The organism is Trinickia soli (genome assembly GCF_002879855.1).
GTDB classification, from domain to species: Bacteria; Pseudomonadota; Gammaproteobacteria; order Burkholderiales; family Burkholderiaceae; genus Trinickia; species Trinickia soli.
Genome location: NZ_PNYB01000033.1, coordinates 26,784 through 48,575, shown reverse-complemented (window position 1 = coordinate 48,575; position 21,792 = coordinate 26,784). Strand labels below are relative to the sequence as shown.

Sequence of the window (21,792 nt, the reverse complement as noted above, 5' to 3'; positions counted from 1 at the left end):
GGAGCGAAACGAGGGAACGCCAACCACCAGGGCGCAGCGCCACCGATTGCTCGGCGGCGCCGTACCCGGCAGCGCGGCTTTTCCGTTTCTCGCACCGGTTTACTTCGACAGTGCGGCCTTGACGAGGCCCGAAACCGCCGTCATGTCCGCGCGTCCGGCAAGCTTGCCCTTGAGCACGCCCATGACCTTGCCCATATCCTGCGGGCCGGTCGCGCCCGTCTCGGCAACCGCGGCTTGAACCTGTTCGGCAATCTCGGCTTCGGACAGTTGCGCCGGCATGTAGGCCGCCAGCACGGCCAGCTCGGCGCGCTCCTGCTCGACCAGATCCGTCCGACCGGCCGCTTCGAATTGGCTGATCGAATCCTTGCGCTGCTTGATCATTTTGTCGATGACGGCCGTGACCGCAGCGTCGTCGAGCGTCGTGCGCTCATCGACCTCGCGCTGTTTGATCGCCGCCAGCAGCAAACGAATCGTGGCGAGGCGCCCCGCTTCGCGCGCGCGCATCGCGGTTTTCATGTCCTCGTTGATACGATCTTTGAGACTCATCTTTCACCCGACTGAAGAACCAAGAGGAATACGAACCAGAAACAGTGAACGCTGAGCACAAAAACCCGCTTGGGACGCTTCCTCAAGCGGGTCTTGCGCGCTCCGCGCATTCACAAGCGGGATCGGGGCCAGACCTTGCATCCGGATCGGACACGAAACGTCGATCGGGATAGCGAGAGCGCCGATGCCGCGCTAAATCAAACACCGGCGGCGCCGCACGCGCGAAGCGCGACCGAGCGGCCGAAGCCGGTATGTGGGAATCAATAGAATTTCTTCGGCAACATCTGGCTGCGCAGGCGCTTGAAATGGCGCTTCACAGCGGCAGATTTCTTTCGCTTACGTTCAGCCGTGGGCTTCTCGTAGAATTCACGCGCGCGAAGTTCGGTCAGGAGACCGGTCTTCTCGATCGTGCGCTTGAAGCGGCGCATCGCGACTTCAAAGGGCTCGTTTTCTTTTACGCGGATGATCGTCATGTTTCCAAAACGGAAATCTTCCAAAGGTCGGGGAGTATAGCAGACGTTCTGCACATATACACGAAACTTGTCAAGTGTTGCGTGTATATTCGACCGCAGCCTCGCCTGCGGCCACGCCGGATGCCCACGCCCATTGGAAGTTATAGCCTCCGAGCCAGCCCGTCACGTCGACGGCCTCGCCAATGAAATACAGCCCCGGGACACGCGCACTCATCATCGTCGTCGATGACAATTCCCGCGTATCGACGCCGCCCTTCGTCACTTCGGCCTTACGATAGCCCTCGGTGCCGGACGGCGTCAGAACCCAGCGGGAAAATGCCTCGCCGAGCCGACGCAGTGATTTATCAGACAAATCGGTCAAGCGAGCCTCGGCGGAAACGTCGTGTGTGTCGAGCCAGGCGTGCGCCAAGCGCGCCGGCAGCCACTGCCCGAGCAAATTGCCGATCTGGCGTTTGTTCCCGTCCGCTTTCGCTTCGAGCAGTTCAACCGCCGCATCGCGTCCGGGCAGCAAATCGATGACGATCGGCTCACCGCTTTGCCAGTAGCTCGAGATCTGCAGCACGCCGGGCCCCGATAGCCCTCGGTGAGTGAACAGCAAGTCTTCGACGAACGAACCCTGGGCGCGCTTCGCGCCAGCCGAGACCTCGACTTCCAGCGATACGCCGGCCAGCGCCGAAAACGGCGCCCACTCTTCGGACGTGAACGTCAGCGGCACGAGGGCAGGCCGGGTGTCGACGAGTTTGTGGCCGAATTGTTTACCCAGCCGATAAGCGAAGTCGGTCGCGCCGATTTTCGGAATGGAAAGACCGCCTGTTGCAATGATCAAAGCGCGCGCCGCCAGTTCGCCGCCGCTTGTTTCCAATGCGAAAACGCCGGCCTCGCTGCGACGCACGGCCTGCACCGTCACGGGACGCCGCCACGCCACGCGGCCCGTTTCGCACTCGGCCTTGAGCATGTCGATGATGGATTCGCTCGAATGGTCGCAAAACAGCTGACCCCGATGCTTCTCGTGCCAACTGATGCGATGCGACTTCAACAGCGCCAGAAAATCGCGCGGGGTATAACGCGCAAGCGCCGAACGGCAAAAATGCGGGTTGGCCGAAAGGAAATTGACGGGGCCGGCTTGCAGGTTCGTGAAGTTGCAGCGCCCACCGCCGGAGATGCGGATTTTCTCCGCGAGACGCGGCGAGTGATCGATCAGCACCACGCGCGCGCCGCGCTGTCCCGCTACCGCTGCGCACATCATCCCGGCAGCGCCTGCGCCGATCACGGCGATATCGAACGATTCCATGGCGCGCATTCTACCTGCGCGAGCGGCCGCAGGCTGCGCGCTGGTATACTTTCGTGCTTTCCACGCCTTCTTTGGGCAGCGCTGCCCGCCGCTCCCTCGCCCACCTCACCATGCTCGTTCTCGGTATCGAAAGCTCGTGCGACGAAACGGGGCTCGCGCTCTACGACACCGAGCGCGGCTTGCTCGCCCACGCCCTGCATTCGCAGATCGCCATGCATCGCGAATACGGCGGCGTCGTGCCCGAACTCGCTTCGCGCGACCACATCCGCCGTGCTCTGCCGCTGCTCGAGGATGTGCTGGCTCGCTCGGGCGCCGCACCGGCCGACATCGACGCCATCGCGTTCACGCAGGGCCCCGGCCTTGCGGGTGCGCTGCTCGTCGGGGCGAGCATCGCGAACGCGCTGGCGATGGCGTGGGACAAACCGACCATCGGCATCCATCATCTCGAAGGCCACTTGTTGTCGCCGTTGCTCGTCGATGCGCCGCCGCCCTTCCCGTTCGTCGCACTGCTCGTCTCGGGCGGCCACACCCAGCTCATGCGCGTGACCGATGTCGGCGTCTACGAGACGCTCGGCGAAACCCTCGACGACGCGGCCGGGGAAGCCTTCGACAAAACCGCGAAGCTGCTCGGGCTCGGCTATCCAGGCGGCCCGGAAGTGTCGCGGCTGGCCGATTACGGCACGCCGGGCGCCGTCACGCTGCCGCGGCCGATGCTGCATTCGGGCAATCTGGATTTCAGCTTCAGCGGTTTGAAAACAGCCGTGCTGACTCAAACCAAGCAATTCGGCGCGAACGTCTGCGAACAGTCCAAAGCTGATCTCGCCCGTGGCTTCGTCGATGCAGCCGTCGAAGTATTGGTTGGCAAATCGCTGGCCGCACTGAAAAAGACGCGGCTCAAGCGGCTCGTCGTGGCGGGGGGCGTGGGAGCAAATCGCCAACTTCGCGAGGCGCTGTCGGCAGCCGCCGCGAAGCGCGGCTTCGAAGTCCATTACCCGGACCTCTCGCTATGCACCGATAACGGCGCAATGATCGCGCTGGCCGGCGCGCTACGACTGCAACGCTGGCCGCATCAGGCGAGCAAGGACTACGCGTTCACCGTCAAGCCGCGCTGGGATTTGACCTCGCTCGCGCGGTAGCAGCCTGCGGGCTGCGAGCAAAAAGGGAATACCTCGCTGATGGGCCCGCTCGCGCGGGCCACGCAAGTCAGACCGCAGCCATTGCACCGCGCTTGTCGTGCTCGATCACCGCGTAAGCGCTGTGGTTATGGATCGATTCGAAGTTTTCGGCCTCGAGCACGTACGACACGATGCGCTCGTCGCGATTGAGCCGCTGCGCCACATCACGCACGAGATCTTCGACGAATTTCGGATTCTCATAAGCACGCTCGGTCACGAACTTCTCGTCGGGGCGCTTCAGCAATCCCCACAGTTCGCACGAAGCCTCTTCCTCGGCCATCCGAATCAACTCTTCGACAGGCAGATCGGCCAGCAACTCGACTTCGATCGTCACGTGCGAACGCTGATTGTGAGCGCCGTACTGAGAGATTTCCTTCGAGCACGGGCACAGGCTCGTTACCGGCACAAGCACGCGCAAGAAGGTGCGCACATCGCCGTCGCGCGCCTGCCCCGCCAACGTCACTTCGTAATCGAGCAGGCTCGACACCCCCGAAACAGGCGCCGTCTTCGATACGAAGTAGGGGAACGTCACCTCGATGCGGCCGCTCGTCGCTTCGAGCTTTTCGAGCATCTCGGCCAGCAACGCACGAAATGTGGCGGCCTCCAGCGGCGCCTTGTTGCCTTCGAGCAATGCAACGAAACGCGACATGTGCGTGCCCTTCTGATGCGCCGGCAAATGCACGTCGAGGTTCCATGTTCCGACCGTCGGCTGGGCGTCGCCGCTCGGTGTGCGCACCATCAAGGGATGGCGCACGCCCTTCACGCCGACGCGCTGAATCGGAATCTGCCGCGTGTCGACCGTACTTTGAACGTCGGGCATCACGAAGGCGGGATTCATCTGGTTCATCGTTGTTTTGTCCTAATGGGCGCAGCTAAGAAACCGGCGCGGACGGGCCGGCGTAAGTCACGCCAATAACGAAACATGGGCCCGAAGGGCCCATGCATGCATCTCCAAGAAACGCTGATCTCCGAGAAACGCTGCTGCTGTGGGCCGCACATGCGACCGGTGCAGCGTCAGGCTACGCGTTGCGCCGCCAGCTTCGCCGCCGGCTCGAAAAAGCGCGCGCGAATCGAACGTTCGATGCCCGCGCCGTCGAGGCCGCACTCCGCGAGCAGCTTGGCCGGATCGCCGTGATCGATGAAGCTGTCGGGGAGGCCCAATTGTAGTACGGGGCGAACAACCCCATTGGCAAGCAGGGATTCAACGCACGCAGAGCCCGCGCCGCCCATGATGCATCCTTCTTCGACCGTCACGATCGCGTCGTGCGTTTGCGCGAGTTCGCGAATCAGCTCGGCGTCGATCGGCTTGACGAAGCGCATGTTGGCGACCGTGGCGTCGAGCGCCTCGGCAGCGGCCAACGACGGCGCGACCATCGTGCCGAACGCCAGAATGGCGATCCGGCTGCCCTTGGGCGCCGTCGATTGGCGGCGAATCTCGCCTCGACCGACCGGCAGCGCCGTCATCTGCTTGACAGTCGCCACGCCGGTGCCCGCGCCGCGCGGATACCGAACCGCCGTCGGGTTCGGCTGCTGCAACGCCGTGTACAACATTTGGCGACATTCGTTTTCGTCCGCAGGCGCCATCACCGTCATATTCGGAATGCAGCGCAGGAACGCGAGGTCGTACGCGCCGGCGTGCGTCGCACCATCGGCGCCGACAAGCCCCGCTCGGTCGATCGCAAAAACGACAGGCAGGTTCTGCAGGGCGACGTCATGGATCAACTGATCGTAAGCGCGCTGCAGGAATGTCGAATAGATTGCGACGACGGGCTTCAGGCCTTCCGTTGCAATGCCGCCCGCGAACGTCACGGCATGCTGTTCGGCGATACCGACGTCGTAATAGCGATCGGGGAACCGCTTCTCGAATTCGACCATGCCCGAGCCTTCGCGCATGGCGGGCGTGATACCGACGACGCGCGAATCGAGTTCGGCCGCGTCGCACAGCCATTCGCCGAATACCTGCGTGTAGGTTTTCTTCGACGGCGAGGTGGGCGGCTTGATGCCTTCGGCCGGGTTGAACTTGCCAGGGCCGTGGTACAGCACGGGATCAGCCTCGGCCAGCTTGTAACCCTGCCCCTTCTTCGTCACGACGTGCAGGAACTGCGGGCCGCGCAGCTCGCGGATGTTTTGCAGCGTCGGGATCAACGAGTCGAGATCATGGCCGTCGATCGGGCCGATGTAGTTGAAACCGAATTCCTCGAACAACGTGGCCGGCACCACCATGCCCTTCGCATGCTCTTCGAGCTTGCGAGCGAGTTCGAGCACCGGCGGCGCGACGCGCAGCACGCGCTCTACACCCGCGCGAGCAGCCGCATAGAAGCGCCCCGACATCAACCGGGCCAAATGGCGGTTGAGCGCGCCGACGGGCGGCGAGATCGACATGTCGTTATCGTTGAGGATCACGAGCAACGGCAAATCGTCGCACACGCCGGCGTTGTTCATGGCTTCGAACGCCATGCCGGCCGTCATCGCGCCGTCGCCGATCACAGCGATCGAGAAACGATCGATGCCTTCGAGCTTGCTCGCGATCGCCATGCCGAGCGCCGCAGAAATAGACGTGCTCGAATGGGCCGTTCCGAACGTGTCGTACTGCGATTCGGTGCGACGCGGGAAGCCGGAAATCCCGCCGCGCTGACGCAACGTCGGCATGCGATCGCGGCGCCCCGTCAGAATCTTATGAGGATACGTTTGATGGCCGACGTCCCACACAATCCGGTCGTGCGGCGTATCGAAGACGTAATGCAGGGCGATCGTCAGCTCGACGGTGCCGAGGTTCGACGACAGATGGCCGCCCGTTTGCGACACGCTGTCAAGCACGAACGCACGCAGCTCGTCGGCCAGCGGCTTCAATTGACGGCGGTCGAGGCGGCGCAAATCCGCCGGGTCGTCGATGGTTTTCAACAAGTCGTACATCGTCGTTCCATTCTAGGAAAAGTTACGCGCCCGCTTTCTTGTCACGCTTCTCGAGGCCAATGGCACGCGCTAGCGGGCTTCGCGTTCAACTCACCCGGTGTACCACCAGGTCGGCAAGTTCAGCCAAACGCCGTGCATGCTCGCCGAAAGGCGCGAGCGCGTCGTGCGCTTCGCGTCGCAATTGCGCCGCCAATGCCCGCGACGCATCCAGCCCGATAATCGACACGTACGTCGGCTTGCCGTCTTTCGCGTCCTTGCCCGCTGTCTTGCCGAGCGTGGCCGAATCCGTGGTCACATCGAGGATGTCGTCGACGACCTGGAACGCCAGCCCCACGGCCGCCGCATAGGTGTCAAGCGCCGCCAGCGCCTTTGCGTCGGGCGTGGCGCCGGCCAACGCGCCCATGCGGACCGACGCGCGCAACAGCGCGCCCGTCTTCATCCGGTGCATCGTTTCCAGCTGCGGCCGCGTGAGCGTCAGGCCCACGCTGGCCAAATCGATCGCCTGCCCGCCCGCCATGCCGATCGAGCCGCTCGCGACCGCCAGTTCGCGCACGAGCGACGCTTGCGCGCGCGCATCGAGGGCAGCGTCATCGGTCAGCACGATGAAGGCCTGCGATTGCAGCGCGTCGCCTACGAGCAGCGCCGTGGCTTCGTCATACCTGACGTGGACCGTCGGCTTGCCGCGGCGCAGATCGTCGTCGTCCATGCAGGGCATATCGTCATGCACGAGCGAGTAGACATGGATCATCTCGAGCGCAGCCGATGCCGCCTCCAGCGCCTCGGGCCGCGCGCCGGTCAGCTCGCCCGCTGCATGCACGAGCAGCGGCCGCACGCGCTTGCCGCCGCCGAGCACGGCGTAGCGCATGGCGTCATGCAGCCGGGCCGGCTCCATGGCCGCGGCAGGCAAGTAACGATCGAGGGCCGCTTCGACGCGCGCGAGCACCGCGCGCATCCATTCTTCAAAAGTCATAGGTCATCTCCGCTGTCCGCGGGGGCCGTACCGGGGGGCAGCGGCTTGAGCGTCTCGCCATCGAGCACGCGCACCTGTTGCTCCACCTTTTCCAGCTGTTGCTGACAATACGCCACGAGCGCCGCACCGCGCCGGTACGCGGCCAGCGACTCCTCGAGGCTCAAGGCGCCGCCCTCCATGCGAGAAACCAACGCTTCCAGCTCGGCCACCGCTGCTTCGTAGTTCTGAGGCAGCGCTGTATCAGCCTGTTCGCTACCTGAGTCGGGCGCGGCGGTACCTTCGGGTGCTGTCTTCGCCATCGGATCGGGGGTGAATTTAAAAGCAAGTCGGACATTCTACGGCAAAAGCGCACAACCCTCTCCATCCGCGCCCCCGCCACGATGCCGGGAGCACCGACAAAAAAACAACACTTCCGCGGCTCGCCTTGCGGGCAGGATTGCTTCTTGCGCGCGCTTTTTTAACCCAAATCATGCACTTAAGCGCCCCAAGCGAGGGCAAACGGGTATAATCGCCGGTTCCCTAAATCGAATCTTCGATGGTTGGGTTGTTCACTGCTTTCACGTTTTTCGGGAGTGGGAATGTCCAATCTGAGCAATGCTTTGCAGCTCAAGGCCATTTCGAGCCAGCTGCCGGTCACGGCTTACTTCGACGAAGCGCTTCTCGCGCGAGAAATCGAAATACTTTTCAAGAAGGGTCCTCGCTACGTCGGGCACGAACTGATGGTGCCCGAGGCGGGGAACTATTTCGCCCTGCCAAGCGAAAACGAAGGGCGCGTGCTCGTGCGCAACCAACGTTCGCAGGTGGAGCTGCTGTCGAACGTCTGCCGCCATCGTCAGGCGATCATGCTCAATGGGCGCGGCCAAGCTCAGAATATCGTCTGCCCGCTGCATCGCTGGACCTACAACCTCGACGGGGAACTGCTCGGGGCGCCGCACTTCGCCGACAATCCGTGCCTGAACCTCGGCGCCACCGCGCTGCAGAACTGGCACGGCTTACTGTTCGAGGCGCAAGGCCGGGACGTCGCGAAAGATCTGGCGAAACTCGGCACGCAGCATCACTTCGACTTTACGGACTACATGTTCGATCACGTCGAAGTGCATGAGTGCAACTACAACTGGAAGACGTTCATCGAGGTGTATCTCGAGGACTATCACGTCGTGCCCTTCCATCCGGGCCTCGGCAGCTTTGTCAATTGCGACGACCTGACGTGGGAGTTCGGCGATTGGTACAGCGTTCAGACGGTCGGCGTGCATAACGGGCTCGCCAAGGCCGGGAGCCCGACTTATCGCAAGTGGCACGATCAGGTGCTGCGCGTGCGCGATGGCGAGCCGCCCGAGTACGGCGCGATCTGGATGGTCTATTACCCGGGTCTCATGATCGAGTGGTACCCGCATGTGCTCGTCGTCTCGTGGCTGATTCCGCGCGGCCCGCGCAAGACGACGAACATCGTCGAGTTCTATTACCCCGAGGAATTTGCGCTGTTCGAGCGCGATTTCGTCGAAGCGGAACGCGCCGCGTATATGGAAACGGCGCGCGAGGACGATGAGATTGCCGAGCGCATGGACGCGGGCCGTCTGGCACTGTTGAATCGGGGCGAATCGCAGGTCGGGCCGTATCAAAGCCCGATGGAAGACGGAATGCAACATTTCCATGAGTTCCTGCGGCGGGAATTGGGCGAAATCTGACGAGTATCGCCATCAATCATTGCGGCCCCGTGGCCGCCGGTCGAACGACGGGCAAGACGACGAACGTGTCTCTTGCCCGTCTTTTTGTTTAGACTGCAATCAATCATCCGCTTTTGACGCGGGAGTTCGCTCGCCAACGAGGAGCCCAATCATGCCGCACACGCACTACACCACGCTCATTTCAGCCGACAATCTGGCCGAGCGCTTGTCCAGCGCCCCCGACAACGTGCTTGTCTTCGATTGCAGTTTCGACCTCGCCAACCCGAACGCCGGCGAGCAAGCCTACGCCGCTGGCCATATCCCGGGCGCGCGCTATCTGCATCTCGATCGCGATCTTTCCGGCGCCAAAACGGGCAAGAACGGACGGCACCCGCTGCCCTCGCGCGATGCGTTGGTCGCGATGCTCGCCAAGCAGGGCCTGAAGCAGCACCAGCAAGTGGTCGCTTACGATGCACAAGGCGGCGCCTATGCGGCCCGACTCTGGTGGATGCTGCGTTGGCTCGGTCACGATTCGGTGGCCGTGCTCGACGGCGGGTTGCAAGCATGGCAGGCCTCCGGTCGGAAACTCGACACCGCATTGCCCGCGCCAGCGGCACAGGGCGACTTCAAGGCCGCTGCGCCGCTGGCCGTCACCGTCGATGCGCAGCACGTATTGGCCAATATCAAAGGCGGCGAGCAGGTTGTCGTGGACGCACGCTCGCCCGATCGCTATCGCGGAGAAAACGAGACGATCGATCCCGTCGCCGGCCACATTCCCGGCGCACTGAGTCGATTCTTCAAAGACAACCTGACAGTTGACGGCCGCTTCAAGTCAGCCCACTCACTGCGCGAGGAGTTCAGCGCAGTCATCGGTGCGAAAGCACCGGAGCACGTCGTCCTTCAATGCGGGTCCGGCATCACCGCCTGCCACAACGCGCTTGCAATGGAAGTGGCTGGGTTGCACGGGGCGGCGTTGTACGCCGGCTCGTGGAGCGAGTGGTGCGCCGACCCTTCGCGTCCCGTCGCGACCGGGCCTAATCCGTGATGGCGACTGCCCCCCAAGCTTCGCAGACGAACTCACGTTGGCCCGGCCATGGAACATGCTTGCGTTTGTCGTCGCTCCAGCTGACGCTAACCACCAGGCCAGTCTTTTAGAAAGCTCACGCTCGCGGACGAATCCTTCGCAATCGACGCTTGCGACGAGAAGACTCCGTTCTTGAGCGCGCTGCCCGGCGCGCTCAGATTGCGAATCTCGACGGTAGAACCTATCGGCATATTGCACCGCCATCGCCCCAAGGGCGTGACGGTGGTCAAATTGCCTGTAGGGATCGAAGCCGTGCCGTAGTAAAGCGCGACGTCGGCTGGATAATGCTGTGTGCGCGACGTGTGGATCGCCACCACATCTGCCGGTGACCGGTGTTTCAAGCGCCTGGGTAGCGCGCTCGTCGTTGAGGTTTCAGCGTCGAGGACATGTAGGAATTCCGGCTGCCCGGGCAACTTCAACCATTTCACTACGACTCTCGTTCCCTGCATCACGCGCCTCGGCCAAGCCAGGCCGAGCGGGCTCAGTGCGACCGGCCGATCAGGATCTCGTGAGTTGCCAGAACAATAGCCGAGCGCGTTATTGCCTATGCGGCCGTCGGGAAGCGACACCATATGCGTCGCGAGCGGAGGGTGGGTCATGGTGGCGATGGATCGGGCCGCCAGCGCCGCCGGCCGCCCGCTTTGGTTGAAAGTGGGAAGGCTAGTCGCTTAAGCCAAGGCAAACGGCGACCGGCGATCAAATTCAGACGGAAAGCAAGCGATGCCCGGCGGCCGTCCACTCGCGAGCCGCCGCCCCACTTCTAATGCAACTTCACTCGCGGTAACGTCGTGCGTCGCAGCCAGTGCGCAACGGTATCGAGCATCATGCGCGGATAGCCATGTAATGCCGCGATATGCAGCCGATATAGCGACATATACATAAAGCGCGCGAACAAACCTTCGACGAGCATGCTTCCGCCGATCAGGCCACCCATCAGGTTGCCCACCGCGCTGAAGTGGCCGAGCGACACGAGCGAGCCGAAGTCGCGATAAGTAAACTCCGGCAGCGCCCTGCCTTCGAGCCGATGCGACATCGCCTTCAACAAAAAGCTGGCTTGCTGATGAGCGGCTTGAGCGCGCGGAGGAACGTTGCGCTCCTCCCCGGGCCACGGGCAAGCCGCGCAATCGCCAAGCGCGAAGACGTTCTCGTCGATTTCGGTTTGCAGCGTGCGGCGCACACAAAGTTGGCCCAGACGGTTGACCGTGAGCCCGTCGAGTTGTCCAAGCACGGGCGGCGCCTTGATGCCAGCCGCCCAGACCGTCAAATCGGCACGCACGGTCTTGCCGCTCGCGGTGCGCACGACACCGGGCGCCACTTCCGCCACCGTCTCGCCGATCATCAACTTCACGCCGAGCTTGCGCAGCAACCCGGCCGTCGCGCTCGATACGCGCTCTTGCAGCGCCGGCAAAATACGCGGCCCCGCCTCGATCAACACGATGCCGATGTCGTGCCGTGGATCGAGCTTATGCAGCCCATATGCGGACAGTACCTGCGCCGTGTTGCGCAGCTCCGCGGACAGCTCGACACCGGTCGCACCGCCGCCGACGATCGCCACCTGGATGCGCGGCTCTGCCTCGGCGGAAGCGCCCAGACCCGACTCGACGGCCTCGTGCGGCTGGTGCTCGGCGCGCATGCAGGCCGCGATGAGCCGCTTTCTGAACCGATCGGCTTGCGCCACCGTGTCGAGCGCGATCGAGTGCTCTGCTGCGCCCTGGACGCCGAAGAAATGGGTGGTACTGCCGATCGCGATGACGAGAGTGTCGTATTCGAGCTCGCGCCGCGGCAAGAGCTCCGCGCCGTCCGAATCGATGACGGGGGCGATCGTGATGCGTCTGGCGCTGCGATCGAGACCGTTCAGATCGCCTTGCTGAAATTCGAAGCCATGCCAGCGAGCCTGCGCCGCATATTCGAGCTCTTGCGTGAAGGGATCGAGACTGCCCGCCGCCACCTCATGCAGCAATGGCTTCCAGATATGTGTCGGATTACGATCGACGAGCGTAACGAGTGCGCGCGGCTCGCGGCCTGGCTCGCGCGCGCCGTAACGATCGCCGAGGCGGGTCGCCAATTCGAGCCCCCCTGCTCCTCCTCCCACGACGATAAAACGATGCATGCCGATACTCCCTGTGCCGTTGATGATTCGGTTCGGTCGCGCGCCCGCTCGTAAGCGCCGCGCGAGCGCGGTTCGGTCATTGTCCGCGAAGCGCCATGCTCACGCGAGCCGTAGCCGGCTTATTGAAGCCATACGACCACGAGCATGAGCGCGAGATCAGCGCATCAGTGCGCTTCCTCCCAATTGGCGCCGGCGCCCACTTCGGCCACGAGCGGCACCTTCAGCGCAGCGACGCCGCACATCAATTGCGGCAGCTTTTCGCGGACGACGGTCAATTCGTCGTCCGGTACTTCGAGCACGAGTTCGTCATGCACCTGCATGATCATGCGGCTCTTGGCGTTCTCTCGTTCCAGCCACGCCTGCACCGCGATCATCGACAACTTGATGAGATCGGCGGCCGTGCCCTGCATCGGCGCATTGATGGCCGCACGTTCGGCCGCTTGCCGGCGCGGGCCGTTGCCGCCGTTGATCTCGGGCAGCCACAGCCGGCGGCCGAAGACGGTTTCGACGTAGCCCTTGATCTTTGCGCTCGTGCGAGTCTCGTCCATATAGCGGGCGACGCCCGGATAGCGCGCGAAGTAACGGTCGATATAGAGCTTGGCCGCGTCGCGCGTGATGCCCAGATTCGACGCGAGCCCGAACGAGCTCATGCCGTATATCAGGCCGAAGTTGATGACCTTCGCGATACGACGCTGATCGTTCGATACTTCGAGCGGCGTGACGCCGAACACCTCGGCCGCGGTGGCACGATGGATGTCTTCGCCGTGCGCGAATGCGCGCAGCAGCGAATCGTCGCCCGAGATATGCGCCATGATCCGCAATTCGATCTGCGAATAATCGGCGGAGACGATCTTGCTACCCGCGGGCGCTATGAACGCCTCGCGAATACGACGGCCTTCCGCCGTGCGCACCGGAATGTTTTGCAGATTCGGGTCGTTCGACGCCAATCGCCCCGTCACGGCGACAGCCTGTGCATAGTTCGTATGCACCCGCCCCGTCTTCGGATTGACCATGCGCGGCAGCTTGTCGGTGTACGTCGATTTCAACTTCGACAGGCCGCGGTGCTCGAGCAGCAGCTTCGGCAACGGATAGTCTTCGGCCAGCTTTTGCAGCACTTCCTCATCGGTCGAAGGCGCACCGCTCGGCGTCTTCTTGATGACGGGCAACTGCAATCGTTCGAAAAAAATCTGTCCGATCTGCTTCGGCGAGCCGAGATTGAACTCGCCGCCGGCCAGTTCGTAGGCCTGCGTCTCCAGTTCGATCAGCCGCGCCGCGATTTCATTGCTCTGGCGGCGCAGCCGTTCACTGTCGATCAGCACGCCGTTGCGCTCCATCTTGCGCAATACGCGCGCCGTCGGCAATTCGATATCGCGGTAGACGCGCAGCAAGCCCTCGTCCTCCTCGATCTGCGGAAACAGCGCCGCATGCAATTGGAACGTGATGTCCGCATCTTCGGCCGCGTATTCGGCCGCTTGCGCAAGCGGCACCTCGTCGAAACCGATCTGTTGCGCACCCTTGCCCGCCACATCTTCGTACTTGATCGTTTTGACGCCCAGATGGCGCGACGCAAGGCTATCCATGTCGTGCGGACGATGCGACTCGAGCACATACGATTCGAGCAGCGTGTCGTGCTCGACGCCGTTCAGTTCGATGCCGTAGTTGGCCAGCACCTGCTCGTCGTACTTCAAGTGCTGACCCAACTTCTTCTTGTCGTGACTTTCAAGCCACGGCTTGAGCCTGGCCAGCACCTCGTCGCGCGGCAACTGCGCGGGCGCGTCGGGCCCACGGTGCGCAATCGGAATGTAGGCCGCGCAGTCGACGCCGACCGACAGCGAAATGCCGACGAGTTCCGCTTGCATCGGGTCGAGCGAAGTGGTTTCGGTATCGAACGATGTCAGCGGCGCGCCTTCGATCCTGGCCAGCCACTGATCGAAATGGTCCCATGTCTGCACGGTTTCGTAGCAGCGCTTGCGCACGATCGTCGGCGCCGGCTCGGCGGCGAGCACGCCCGTCGGCTCAACCACGCCTGCGGCGGCTTGCTCATTCTCGGCGCCCTCGATCAGCGTTTCGACCTCGCGCAGCCACGTCTTGAAGCCGTGCCGCATGAACAGGTCGCGCAATTCGAGCGGCGATTCCGGCCGCGCCGGCAACGATTCTTCGATCGACGCCACGTGCGCGGTCAGATCGCAGGCGCGCTCGACCGTCACCAGCTTTTTGGCCAGCGGCAGGAAATCGAGCGCACGGCGAAGGTTCTCGCCCACGACGCCTTTGATCTCGTTCGCATGCTCGACCACGCCATCGAGCGTTTCATATTGCGTAAGCCACTTGACGGCCGTCTTCGGGCCGCATTTTTCGACGCCGGGCACGTTATCGACGGTATCGCCGATCAGCGAGAGGTAATCGACAATGCGCTCGGGCGGCACGCCGAATTTGGCGATTACGCCTTCCCGATCGAGCGTTTCGTTCGACATCGTGTTGACGAGCGTCACATGGTCGCTGACGAGTTGGGCCAGATCCTTATCGCCCGTGGAGACGACGACGTTCATCCCCTCGCGCTCGGCAACCGCTGCGAGCGTGCCGATGACGTCGTCGGCCTCGACGCCTTCGACCATCAACAGCGGCCATCCGAGGGCACGCACGGCGAGATGGATCGGCTCGATTTGCCGGGCGAGATCCTCGGGCATGGACGGACGATGGGCCTTGTATTCGGGAAACCAATCGTCACGGAACGTCTTGCCCTTTGCGTCGAAGACGCACGCGCTATACTCTGCCGTGACGTCCTTGCGCATGCGCCGCAACATGTTGATGAATCCGTACAGCGCACCCGTCGGCTCGCCGTCCGGGCCGCGCAAGTCAGGCATCGCATGGTAGGCCCGATAGAGATAGCTTGAGCCGTCGACCAATACGAGGGTCTTACCTTTCAGGTTCCGTTCTGCAGGCATTATGAACAAGAGAAAAGTGATTCCGAGTCTGCGATCGCTCGCAGATCAAGAACGCGCTACGGCCAAGAAGGCCCGCGCGTCATGGCAGATGTTCACGATTATGGCAGAGTTCATTGAGGCGACCGAGTACCTCTCGGAGATTCGCCCGGCTGTCAGCATCTATGGCTCGGCCCGCCTCAAACCGAGCTCGCCCCACTACAAGCTCGCCACGCAGATTGCGCGCAAGCTGTCCGACGCCGGCTTCGCCGTGATCTCGGGCGGCGGCCCGGGCATCATGGAGGCCGCGAACAAAGGTGCTCATGCCGGCAAAGCACCTTCGGTGGGCTTGAACATCGAATTGCCGCACGAGCAGTCCGGCAACCAATGGCAGGACATCTCGCTGCGTTTCCGCCACTTCTTCACGCGCAAAGTGACGTTCGTCAAGAACTCCGATGCGGTGATCGTGATGCCGGGCGGGTTCGGCACGCTCGACGAACTGGCCGAAGTGTTGACGCTGATCCAAACGAAGAAGTCGCGGCACGTGCCGATCATTCTCGTCGGCAGCGAGTTTTGGAAAGGGCTGCTGCATTGGTTCGAAACCGCGCTGGTGCCGATGGGGCTCATCAACCCCGAGGACATGAATCTGATGCAGGTGATCGACGATCCCGATCAGGTGCTCGAAGCCGTGCTCAAGTTCTACGAAGATCGTGGGGAAGCCGAGCCGCATGCCGCCAAGTCGGATGAGGATCGGATGTTCTATCTGTGATCAATGAAGAAGGGAGCTGATCGCGGCTCCCTTTATTATGATTTTGTCGATTTAGTTAGTACTCCTGACTTGCTTTCTGTCGCTATCGTCGAATAACTGCAAGGTCGAGTCTACCCAACCCGGACAGCGCTTCAGCGGGTTGACGCTTCGCCGGTCGACCCCCGCACCACGAGGCGAGGTTTTGACGTCACGCACACACGCGCCCCGCCCGGCCCGTCACCACGCGCGCCGTTTTCAGGCGCTTCAACGAGCTCAAGTAACAATTCGACCGCAAGCTCCGCTGCCTCCACAGTTGGCACCGCGACTGTCGTCAACCCGGGCCGCGACTCGCGCGCGAGTTGAATATCGGTGATGCCGATCACCGACAAATCGCGAGGCACTTCAAGCCCAAGATCGGCTGCAGCTTGCATCGCACCAAGCGCCGGCAAATCGTTCGTCGTGAATAGCGCGGTCAAATCCGGGTGAGCCTTCAGCAAATCGCGCGCAGCCGCATATCCGCCTTGCGTCGTGTCCGGTGCATAAACCACAGGTGCAGCCGCCCCATCAAGCCCCGCCGCTTGCATGGCATCGACGAAGCCGTCATATCGCGCCGCATGAATCCCATACACTTTGCTGCCGACGATCGCTCCAATACGCCGATGCCCCTGCGACAACAAATGTTGCGCCGCCAATTCCCCCGCCAACCGAAAATCCACCGCGACACAAGGCAATCCGGGCGGATCGAGCGGCCGCTCCCACATGCAGAGCACAACGGGCGCCCCACGCAACTCGGTCGTGCGCAGGTCCTCGAAGTCGAGATTCGCGTTCATCACCAACACGCCTTCCGATAACGTACCGGCAATTTGATCGAGGTAAGCCCGCCCCGTCTGCGGATCGCCATCCGTATTGCAAATGATCAGGAACTGGCCTTTGCGTCGCAGCGCATTCTCCACCGCCAACGCGAACTCGGGATAGAACGGGTTCGCGATGCTCGACACCATCAGCGCGATCGTCGGCGCACGCCCCTCGGCCAGCGCACGCGCCGGCAAATGCGGCCGATAGCCGAGTTGCGCGATTGCCTCGAGCACGCGCTGTCGCGTCTCGGCCCCCACGCGCCCCTTCTTGCGCAGCACGTTCGAGACCGTCGCGGGCGTCACACCCGCATGCAATGCCACCTCGTTCAATGTCGGCATGGGCTTCTCAATAAATGGGACGGTTATTCAGCATTTGCATGATCACACCCGGCACGGCTACATTGCCCGGACACCCAACGCGCAATTGCCGATAGGCAGTCCGCTATCTTCCTGCGGCCGATGTTGCAGATGTGCGTGATTAAGCGCTTAATCATCGCGTTGAGGCGATTAAAACATGGAGACGAGACGATGGCGAGCATTTCGTTGCGCGGTGTTCAAAAGGCTTACGGCGAGGGTCCGCCGGTGATCCGCGACGTCGATCTGGAGATCGGCAAGAACGAGTTCTGTGTCTTCCTCGGGCCGTCCGGCTGCGGCAAGTCAACGTTGCTGCGCATGATCGCGGGCCTCGAGGATGTCACCGACGGCGACGTGTCGATCGGCGACAAGCTCGTCAACGATGTGCCGGCGGCGCAGCGCGGCGTGGCCATGGTCTTTCAGAGCTATGCGCTGTTTCCGCACATGACCGTCTACGAGAACATGGCCTTCGGGCTCAAGCTCGCAAAGACGCCGAAAGCCGAAATCGATCGCAAAGTGCGAGATGCCGCACGTATTCTTCAACTCGACACGCTGCTCGATCGTCATCCGAAAGCGCTATCAGGCGGCCAACGGCAACGCGTGGCGATCGGCCGCGCGATCGTGCGTGAACCCGGCGTATTTTTGTTCGACGAACCGCTGTCCAATCTCGACGCCACGTTGCGCGGGCAAACGCGCATCGAAATCGCACGACTGCATCGACAGTTCGCCGATGCGAGCGTCGTCTACGTGACGCACGATCAGGTCGAAGCCATGACGCTCGCCGACAAGATCGTCCTCCTGCACGCGGGCCAGGACACCGAGCGCTTCGGCAGCATCGCGCAGGTGGGCGCGCCGCTCGATCTCTATCACCGCCCCAAGAGCAGGTTCGTGGCCGGCTTCATCGGCTCCCCGCGGATGAATTTTTTGCCGGCGCGGGTGGCTTCAATCGACGCAAACGGCGTAACGGTCACGCTCGAAGGGACTGGCGAAGTGGTGCGGCTCCCCCTGCAAGGCTCGCGGCTTAGCGTCGATGTCCCTGTGACGTTCGGCGTGCGGCCCGAGCATCTCGAGCCCATATCGACTGAGGCGCCGCCGCCCGGCGACGGTCGCGCCGTCACGCTTACCCGCCAGGTATCGCTGGTCGAGGCGTTGGGCGAGCACAGCTACGTTCACCTCGAACAACCGCGAGGTGGCGTTCTGATCGCGAAGGCGCCAGGCGACGCCGGTTTGAAGCCGGGCGACCGGGCGCACTTCCGCGCGCCCGTCTCGGCTTGCCATCTGTTCGCCGAAGACGGCTTCGCCATCGAACAGCTCGACGCCATCGAACAACACGCGTAAGCGACAACAACGACAAGAGGACAATCGGATGCGCCTAGGAGTCTGCTATTACCCGGAGCACTGGCCCGAAGCCATGTGGAAAGACGATGCCGCGCGAATGAAAGCGCTCGGCATCGATCGCGTGCGGATCGCCGAATTTGCGTGGAGCCGCATCGAACCGTCGCCCGGCGAATTCGACTGGGGCTGGCTCGATCGCGCCATCGAAACGCTCGCGGCCGAAGGGCTCAACGTCGTGATGTGTACGCCGACTGCGACTCCACCAAAATGGCTCGTCGATCGTCACCCCGACATTCTGCCCGTCGGCGCCGATGGACGAGTGCGCACGTTCGGCTCGCGCCGCCACTACGACTTTTCCTCGCCCGCCTACTTTGAAGCGTCGAAAGCGATTTGCGAGGCCGTCGCTTCGCGTTACGGCAAACACCCGGCCGTCGCCTATTGGCAAACCGATAACGAGTATGGCTGTCATCAAACGGTGGTCAGCTATTCGGCTGCGGCGCTCACGCGTTTTCGCGAGTGGCTGAAGGCCCGCTATGGCAGCATCGATGCGCTCAACCGCGCATGGGGCACCGTTTTCTGGAGCATGGAGTACCGCAGCTTCGACGAAATCGACGCGCCGATCGGCACGGTCACCGAAGCGCATCCATCGCATCGGCTCGACTATCGGCGCTTTGCCTCCGATGAGGTCAAACGCTACAACCGCATGCAGGTCGAGATCATCCGCAAGCATTCGCCGGACCGGCCGATCGCGCACAACTTCATGCAGTTGTTCACCGAGTTCGACCACTACAAGGTGGCGGACGATCTCGATATCGCCTCATGGGACAGCTATCCGCTCGGCGCGCTCGAAGAACAGTGGTATGAGCCGGAGATCAAAGCGCGGTACCTGCGAACCGGGCATCCGGATTTCGCATCGTTCAATCACGATCTCTATCGCGGCATGTCGAAGCTGCCGTTCTGGGTGATGGAGCAGCAGCCGGGCCCCGTCAATTGGGCCAAGTGGAATCCCGCTCCGCTGCCCGGCATGGTGCGGCTATGGAGTTGGGAAGCGTTTGCGCACGGGGCGGGCTGCGTATCGTATTTCCGTTGGCGGCAAGCGCCATTTGCGCAGGAGCAGATGCATGCAGGTTTGAATACGCCCGACAATCGACTCGATATCGGCGGCAGCGAGGCCCGGCGCGTGGCCGAGGAGATCCGCGCGGTGAGCGAGGCGAACGCCGATGCGGACGGCGAGGTACGCACGCCGGTTGCGCTCGTGTTCGACTACGAAGCCAAGTGGCTCTTTGAAGTGCAGCCGCAAGGCGCCGATTTTCACTATCCGCGTTTCGCCGTCGAATACTATTCGGCGCTGCGCGCGCTCGGATTTGACGTCGACATCGTGCCGACGCATGCGCCGCTCGATCACTACAAGCTCATCGTCGTACCGCCGCTGCCCGTCGTATCGGATGCTTTGGCTCAGCGACTCGCGAGCACGCGCGCGCACGTCGTCCTCGGGCCTCGCACCGGATCGAAGACTGCCGACCTGCAGATTCCCGCCAACCTGCCGCCGGGGCCGCTCGCGTCACTGATGCCGGCCCGCGTTTGGCGCGTCGAATCGATGCGGCCCAATGTCACCGCGAGCGTCAACTTCAGCGGCAGCGTCCCGCCGGGCCATGCCCGCCACTGGCGCGACTTGCTCGACGTCGACCTGAAACGCGAGGGTCATGAAGCGATGCAGATCCGCGCGGCGTTCGGCGATGGCCACCCCGCTTACGTCAAGCATGGGACCGTGCACTATCTGGCGAGCCTGTTCGACGAAGCATCGACGCAAGCGCTCTTCGCACGGATCGCGCACGAAGCGGGCCTCGCGCCGACGCATCTTGGCGACGCCGTGCGCGTGAGCCGGCGCGGAGCACTGACCTGGGTGTTCAACTACGGACCGAGCACACATCAGTTGGGCGCCGAGATACCGGGCGATGCATTCGTTCTCGGCTCGCACCGGATAGAACCGCAGGGCGTCGCGGCCTTTCGTACGGAGATGCGTTGAACGCGACGCCACACCAAACCCGATGCAGCACCGACAACGACGTAAAACACAGGAGACAGGCATGACGTACAAACCCCGCACGATGCTCGCTACCGTCGCGCTGGCCACGGCGCTGGCCACGGGCGCGCTCGCCACCCAGGCGCAGGCTGGCACGCTCGAAGTCAACATCGCATTCAAAGGCGCGAGCCAGCGCGCCGTGTGGACGCAGGTGATCGACGAATTCAAGAAGGCGCATCCCGGCACCGACGTGAAGGTCGCGTTCATCGACGAAGAAGCCTACAAGGTACAGCTTCCTGCCTGGTTGACCACGGCGCCGCCCGACATCGTAAACTGGCACGACGGCGAGCGCATGGCCTACTACGCACAGCGCGGCTTGTTCGCGGACCTGTCGGGCGACTGGGCGAAGAACGGCTGGGACAGCACCTATGCGTCGACGAAGGAAGCGTCTTCGTACAAAGGGAAACAGTACGCTGCCCCGACCGTCTACTACTCGTGGGGGATGTTCTATCGCAAAGACCTGTTCCAGAAGGTTGGCATTGCCGGCGAGCCGAAAACCTGGAACGACTTCCTCGACGATTGCAAGAAGCTGAAAGCCGCGGGCATTACGCCGATTGCCGTCGCCGGCCGCGATGCCTGGACGCTCGCAGGCTGGTTCGACTACCTCGACCTGCGTTTGAACGGCAATGCCTTCCATCAGCAGTTGATGGCGGGCGAAGTGCCGTACACCGATGCGCGCGTGAAGAAGGTCTACACGACCTGGAAGCAACTGCTCGACGCGGGCTACTTCATCGACAATTCCCTGTCCTACGATCTCGATGCGGCCCAGCCGTTCTTGTTCCAAGGAAAGGCGGCCATGATGCTGATGGGCACCTTCATCACCGGTGGTTTTTCGCCGACTGTGAAGTCGGAAATGGGCTACTTCCAATTCCCGATCATCGACCCGAACGTGCCAACCGCCGAGGATGGCCCGGTCGAGACGTTGAACATTCCCGCGAAGGCCAAGAACAAAGCCGACGCGCACGCGTTCCTCGCGTTTGCCGAAACGCCCGAAATCGGCGCGCTGTTGGGCAAGGGGCTGGGCTCGCTATCGGCGAACAGCAAATCGCCCGAGCCCGAAGACCCTATTTCGAAGATCGGCTTTCAGATCCTGTCGAACACGAAGGGAGGCATCGCCCAGTTCTATGATCGCGACATGACGAAGGAAATGGCCGACGAAGGCATGAAGGGCATGCAGCAGTTCGTGTCGGATCCGACGAAGCTCGATTCGATCCTCGCGCAACTGGAACAGACGCGGCAACGGATCTATAAGAAGAAGTAATTCTGTCGGGCGC

General features: G+C 62.7%; 18 protein-coding genes. 7 read left to right on the top strand and 11 right to left on the bottom strand.

The window, feature by feature from the left end:
- Positions 1-99: 99 nt before the first annotated feature.
- The 3 genes from C0Z19_RS25470 to C0Z19_RS25460 all read right to left on the bottom strand — a co-directional run bounded on the left by C0Z19_RS25470 (position 100) and on the right by C0Z19_RS25460 (position 2,310).
- A complete protein-coding gene (locus tag C0Z19_RS25470; RefSeq protein WP_102612616.1) occupies positions 100-546 on the bottom strand; it encodes a GatB/YqeY domain-containing protein in 447 nt (148 codons plus the stop codon).
- Between the two features lie 260 nt (positions 547-806).
- Positions 807-1,019 (bottom strand): 30S ribosomal protein S21, encoded by a 213-nt coding sequence (gene rpsU / locus C0Z19_RS25465; RefSeq protein ID WP_102612615.1) that lies wholly within the window; start codon positions 1,017-1,019, stop codon positions 807-809.
- 70 nt (positions 1,020-1,089) lie between these two features.
- On the bottom strand, positions 1,090-2,310 hold the full coding sequence (locus C0Z19_RS25460; RefSeq protein WP_102612614.1) for a BaiN/RdsA family NAD(P)/FAD-dependent oxidoreductase: 1,221 nt from the start codon (positions 2,308-2,310) through the stop codon (positions 1,090-1,092).
- A gap of 110 nt (positions 2,311-2,420) precedes the next feature.
- Between C0Z19_RS25460 and tsaD the strand changes: the two genes are divergently transcribed.
- Positions 2,421-3,446 carry a tRNA (adenosine(37)-N6)-threonylcarbamoyltransferase complex transferase subunit TsaD gene (gene tsaD, locus C0Z19_RS25455; protein ID WP_102612613.1) on the top strand — a complete coding sequence of 342 codons (1,026 nt, stop codon included), beginning with the start codon at positions 2,421-2,423 and terminating at the stop codon, positions 3,444-3,446.
- Positions 3,447-3,513: 67 nt separating this feature from the next.
- Here the strand turns inward: tsaD and folE2 are convergent, their stop codons facing one another.
- The 4 genes from folE2 to C0Z19_RS25435 all read right to left on the bottom strand — a co-directional run bounded on the left by folE2 (position 3,514) and on the right by C0Z19_RS25435 (position 7,667).
- Entirely contained in the window at positions 3,514-4,332 is an 819-nt protein-coding gene (folE2, locus tag C0Z19_RS25450) for a GTP cyclohydrolase FolE2 (RefSeq protein ID WP_102612612.1), read from the bottom strand.
- A 167-nt stretch (positions 4,333-4,499) separates the two neighbouring features.
- On the bottom strand, positions 4,500-6,398 hold the full coding sequence (dxs, locus tag C0Z19_RS25445; protein WP_102612611.1) for a 1-deoxy-D-xylulose-5-phosphate synthase: 1,899 nt from the start codon (positions 6,396-6,398) through the stop codon (positions 4,500-4,502).
- Between the two features lie 85 nt (positions 6,399-6,483).
- Positions 6,484-7,368, bottom strand: a complete 885-nt coding sequence (locus tag C0Z19_RS25440) for a polyprenyl synthetase family protein (protein ID WP_102612610.1) — start codon at positions 7,366-7,368, stop codon at positions 6,484-6,486.
- Positions 7,365-7,667 carry an exodeoxyribonuclease VII small subunit gene (locus C0Z19_RS25435; RefSeq protein WP_102612609.1) on the bottom strand — a complete coding sequence of 101 codons (303 nt, stop codon included), beginning with the start codon at positions 7,665-7,667 and terminating at the stop codon, positions 7,365-7,367. The genes C0Z19_RS25440 and C0Z19_RS25435 overlap by 4 nt, the downstream gene beginning before the upstream one ends.
- A gap of 279 nt (positions 7,668-7,946) precedes the next feature.
- Here C0Z19_RS25435 and C0Z19_RS25430 point away from each other — a divergent pair, with 279 nt between their 5' ends.
- Both C0Z19_RS25430 and C0Z19_RS25425 read left to right on the top strand, forming a co-directional pair.
- A complete protein-coding gene (locus C0Z19_RS25430; RefSeq protein ID WP_102612608.1) occupies positions 7,947-9,053 on the top strand; it encodes an aromatic ring-hydroxylating oxygenase subunit alpha in 1,107 nt (368 codons plus the stop codon).
- A gap of 151 nt (positions 9,054-9,204) precedes the next feature.
- Positions 9,205-10,077, top strand: a complete 873-nt coding sequence (locus C0Z19_RS25425) for a sulfurtransferase (protein ID WP_102612607.1) — start codon at positions 9,205-9,207, stop codon at positions 10,075-10,077.
- Between the two features lie 86 nt (positions 10,078-10,163).
- Here C0Z19_RS25425 and C0Z19_RS25420 read toward each other — a convergent pair whose 3' ends face one another.
- From C0Z19_RS25420 to polA, 3 genes are all read right to left on the bottom strand, one after another.
- Positions 10,164-10,715 carry a hypothetical protein gene (locus C0Z19_RS25420; protein WP_146012137.1) on the bottom strand — a complete coding sequence of 184 codons (552 nt, stop codon included), beginning with the start codon at positions 10,713-10,715 and terminating at the stop codon, positions 10,164-10,166.
- Positions 10,716-10,876: 161 nt separating this feature from the next.
- Positions 10,877-12,226 (bottom strand): NAD(P)/FAD-dependent oxidoreductase, encoded by a 1,350-nt coding sequence (locus C0Z19_RS25415; RefSeq protein WP_102612605.1) that lies wholly within the window; start codon positions 12,224-12,226, stop codon positions 10,877-10,879.
- A 164-nt stretch (positions 12,227-12,390) separates the two neighbouring features.
- On the bottom strand, positions 12,391-15,168 hold the full coding sequence (polA, locus tag C0Z19_RS25410) for a DNA polymerase I (protein ID WP_102612604.1): 2,778 nt from the start codon (positions 15,166-15,168) through the stop codon (positions 12,391-12,393).
- Position 15,169: 1 nt separating this feature from the next.
- Between polA and C0Z19_RS25405 the strand changes: the two genes are divergently transcribed.
- Positions 15,170-15,913 carry an LOG family protein gene (locus tag C0Z19_RS25405; protein ID WP_102612603.1) on the top strand — a complete coding sequence of 248 codons (744 nt, stop codon included), beginning with the start codon at positions 15,170-15,172 and terminating at the stop codon, positions 15,911-15,913.
- Positions 15,914-16,044: 131 nt separating this feature from the next.
- On the opposite strand, the gene C0Z19_RS25400 is transcribed toward C0Z19_RS25405, so the two are convergent.
- Positions 16,045-17,085: a LacI family DNA-binding transcriptional regulator gene (locus C0Z19_RS25400; RefSeq protein WP_102612602.1), complete on the bottom strand. Its 1,041-nt coding sequence runs from the start codon at positions 17,083-17,085 to the stop codon at positions 16,045-16,047.
- Positions 17,086-17,274: 189 nt separating this feature from the next.
- Here C0Z19_RS25400 and C0Z19_RS25395 point away from each other — a divergent pair, with 189 nt between their 5' ends.
- The 3 genes from C0Z19_RS25395 to C0Z19_RS25385 all read left to right on the top strand — a co-directional run bounded on the left by C0Z19_RS25395 (position 17,275) and on the right by C0Z19_RS25385 (position 21,779).
- The gene (locus C0Z19_RS25395) at positions 17,275-18,438 is read left to right on the top strand and encodes an ABC transporter ATP-binding protein (RefSeq protein ID WP_102612601.1); all 1,164 of its coding nucleotides are present in this window, start codon (positions 17,275-17,277) and stop codon (positions 18,436-18,438) included.
- A 28-nt stretch (positions 18,439-18,466) separates the two neighbouring features.
- Positions 18,467-20,461, top strand: a complete 1,995-nt coding sequence (locus tag C0Z19_RS25390) for a beta-galactosidase (RefSeq protein ID WP_102612600.1) — start codon at positions 18,467-18,469, stop codon at positions 20,459-20,461.
- Between the two features lie 61 nt (positions 20,462-20,522).
- Positions 20,523-21,779 carry an ABC transporter substrate-binding protein gene (locus C0Z19_RS25385; RefSeq protein WP_102612599.1) on the top strand — a complete coding sequence of 419 codons (1,257 nt, stop codon included), beginning with the start codon at positions 20,523-20,525 and terminating at the stop codon, positions 21,777-21,779.
- The last annotated feature ends 13 nt before the right edge of the window (positions 21,780-21,792 follow it).

Bases quoted from the DNA above. Each gene is read 5' to 3' on its own strand.
- C0Z19_RS25470 (WP_102612616.1), bottom strand. From the start codon at position 546: ATGAGTCTCAAAGATCGTATCAACGAGGACATGAAAACCGCGATGCGC.
- rpsU (WP_102612615.1), bottom strand. From the start codon at position 1,019: ATGACGATCATCCGCGTAAAAGAAAACGAGCCCTTTGAAGTCGCGATG.
- C0Z19_RS25460 (WP_102612614.1), bottom strand. From the start codon at position 2,310: ATGGAATCGTTCGATATCGCCGTGATCGGCGCAGGCGCTGCCGGGATG.
- tsaD (WP_102612613.1), top strand. From the start codon at position 2,421: ATGCTCGTTCTCGGTATCGAAAGCTCGTGCGACGAAACGGGGCTCGCG.
- folE2 (WP_102612612.1), bottom strand. From the start codon at position 4,332: ATGAACCAGATGAATCCCGCCTTCGTGATGCCCGACGTTCAAAGTACG.
- dxs (WP_102612611.1), bottom strand. From the start codon at position 6,398: ATGTACGACTTGTTGAAAACCATCGACGACCCGGCGGATTTGCGCCGC.
- C0Z19_RS25440 (WP_102612610.1), bottom strand. From the start codon at position 7,368: ATGACTTTTGAAGAATGGATGCGCGCGGTGCTCGCGCGCGTCGAAGCG.
- C0Z19_RS25435 (WP_102612609.1), bottom strand. From the start codon at position 7,667: ATGGCGAAGACAGCACCCGAAGGTACCGCCGCGCCCGACTCAGGTAGC.
- C0Z19_RS25430 (WP_102612608.1), top strand. From the start codon at position 7,947: ATGTCCAATCTGAGCAATGCTTTGCAGCTCAAGGCCATTTCGAGCCAG.
- C0Z19_RS25425 (WP_102612607.1), top strand. From the start codon at position 9,205: ATGCCGCACACGCACTACACCACGCTCATTTCAGCCGACAATCTGGCC.
- C0Z19_RS25420 (WP_146012137.1), bottom strand. From the start codon at position 10,715: ATGACCCACCCTCCGCTCGCGACGCATATGGTGTCGCTTCCCGACGGC.
- C0Z19_RS25415 (WP_102612605.1), bottom strand. From the start codon at position 12,226: ATGCATCGTTTTATCGTCGTGGGAGGAGGAGCAGGGGGGCTCGAATTG.
- polA (WP_102612604.1), bottom strand. From the start codon at position 15,168: ATGCCTGCAGAACGGAACCTGAAAGGTAAGACCCTCGTATTGGTCGAC.
- C0Z19_RS25405 (WP_102612603.1), top strand. From the start codon at position 15,170: ATGAACAAGAGAAAAGTGATTCCGAGTCTGCGATCGCTCGCAGATCAA.
- C0Z19_RS25400 (WP_102612602.1), bottom strand. From the start codon at position 17,085: ATGCCGACATTGAACGAGGTGGCATTGCATGCGGGTGTGACGCCCGCG.
- C0Z19_RS25395 (WP_102612601.1), top strand. From the start codon at position 17,275: ATGGCGAGCATTTCGTTGCGCGGTGTTCAAAAGGCTTACGGCGAGGGT.
- C0Z19_RS25390 (WP_102612600.1), top strand. From the start codon at position 18,467: ATGCGCCTAGGAGTCTGCTATTACCCGGAGCACTGGCCCGAAGCCATG.
- C0Z19_RS25385 (WP_102612599.1), top strand. From the start codon at position 20,523: ATGACGTACAAACCCCGCACGATGCTCGCTACCGTCGCGCTGGCCACG.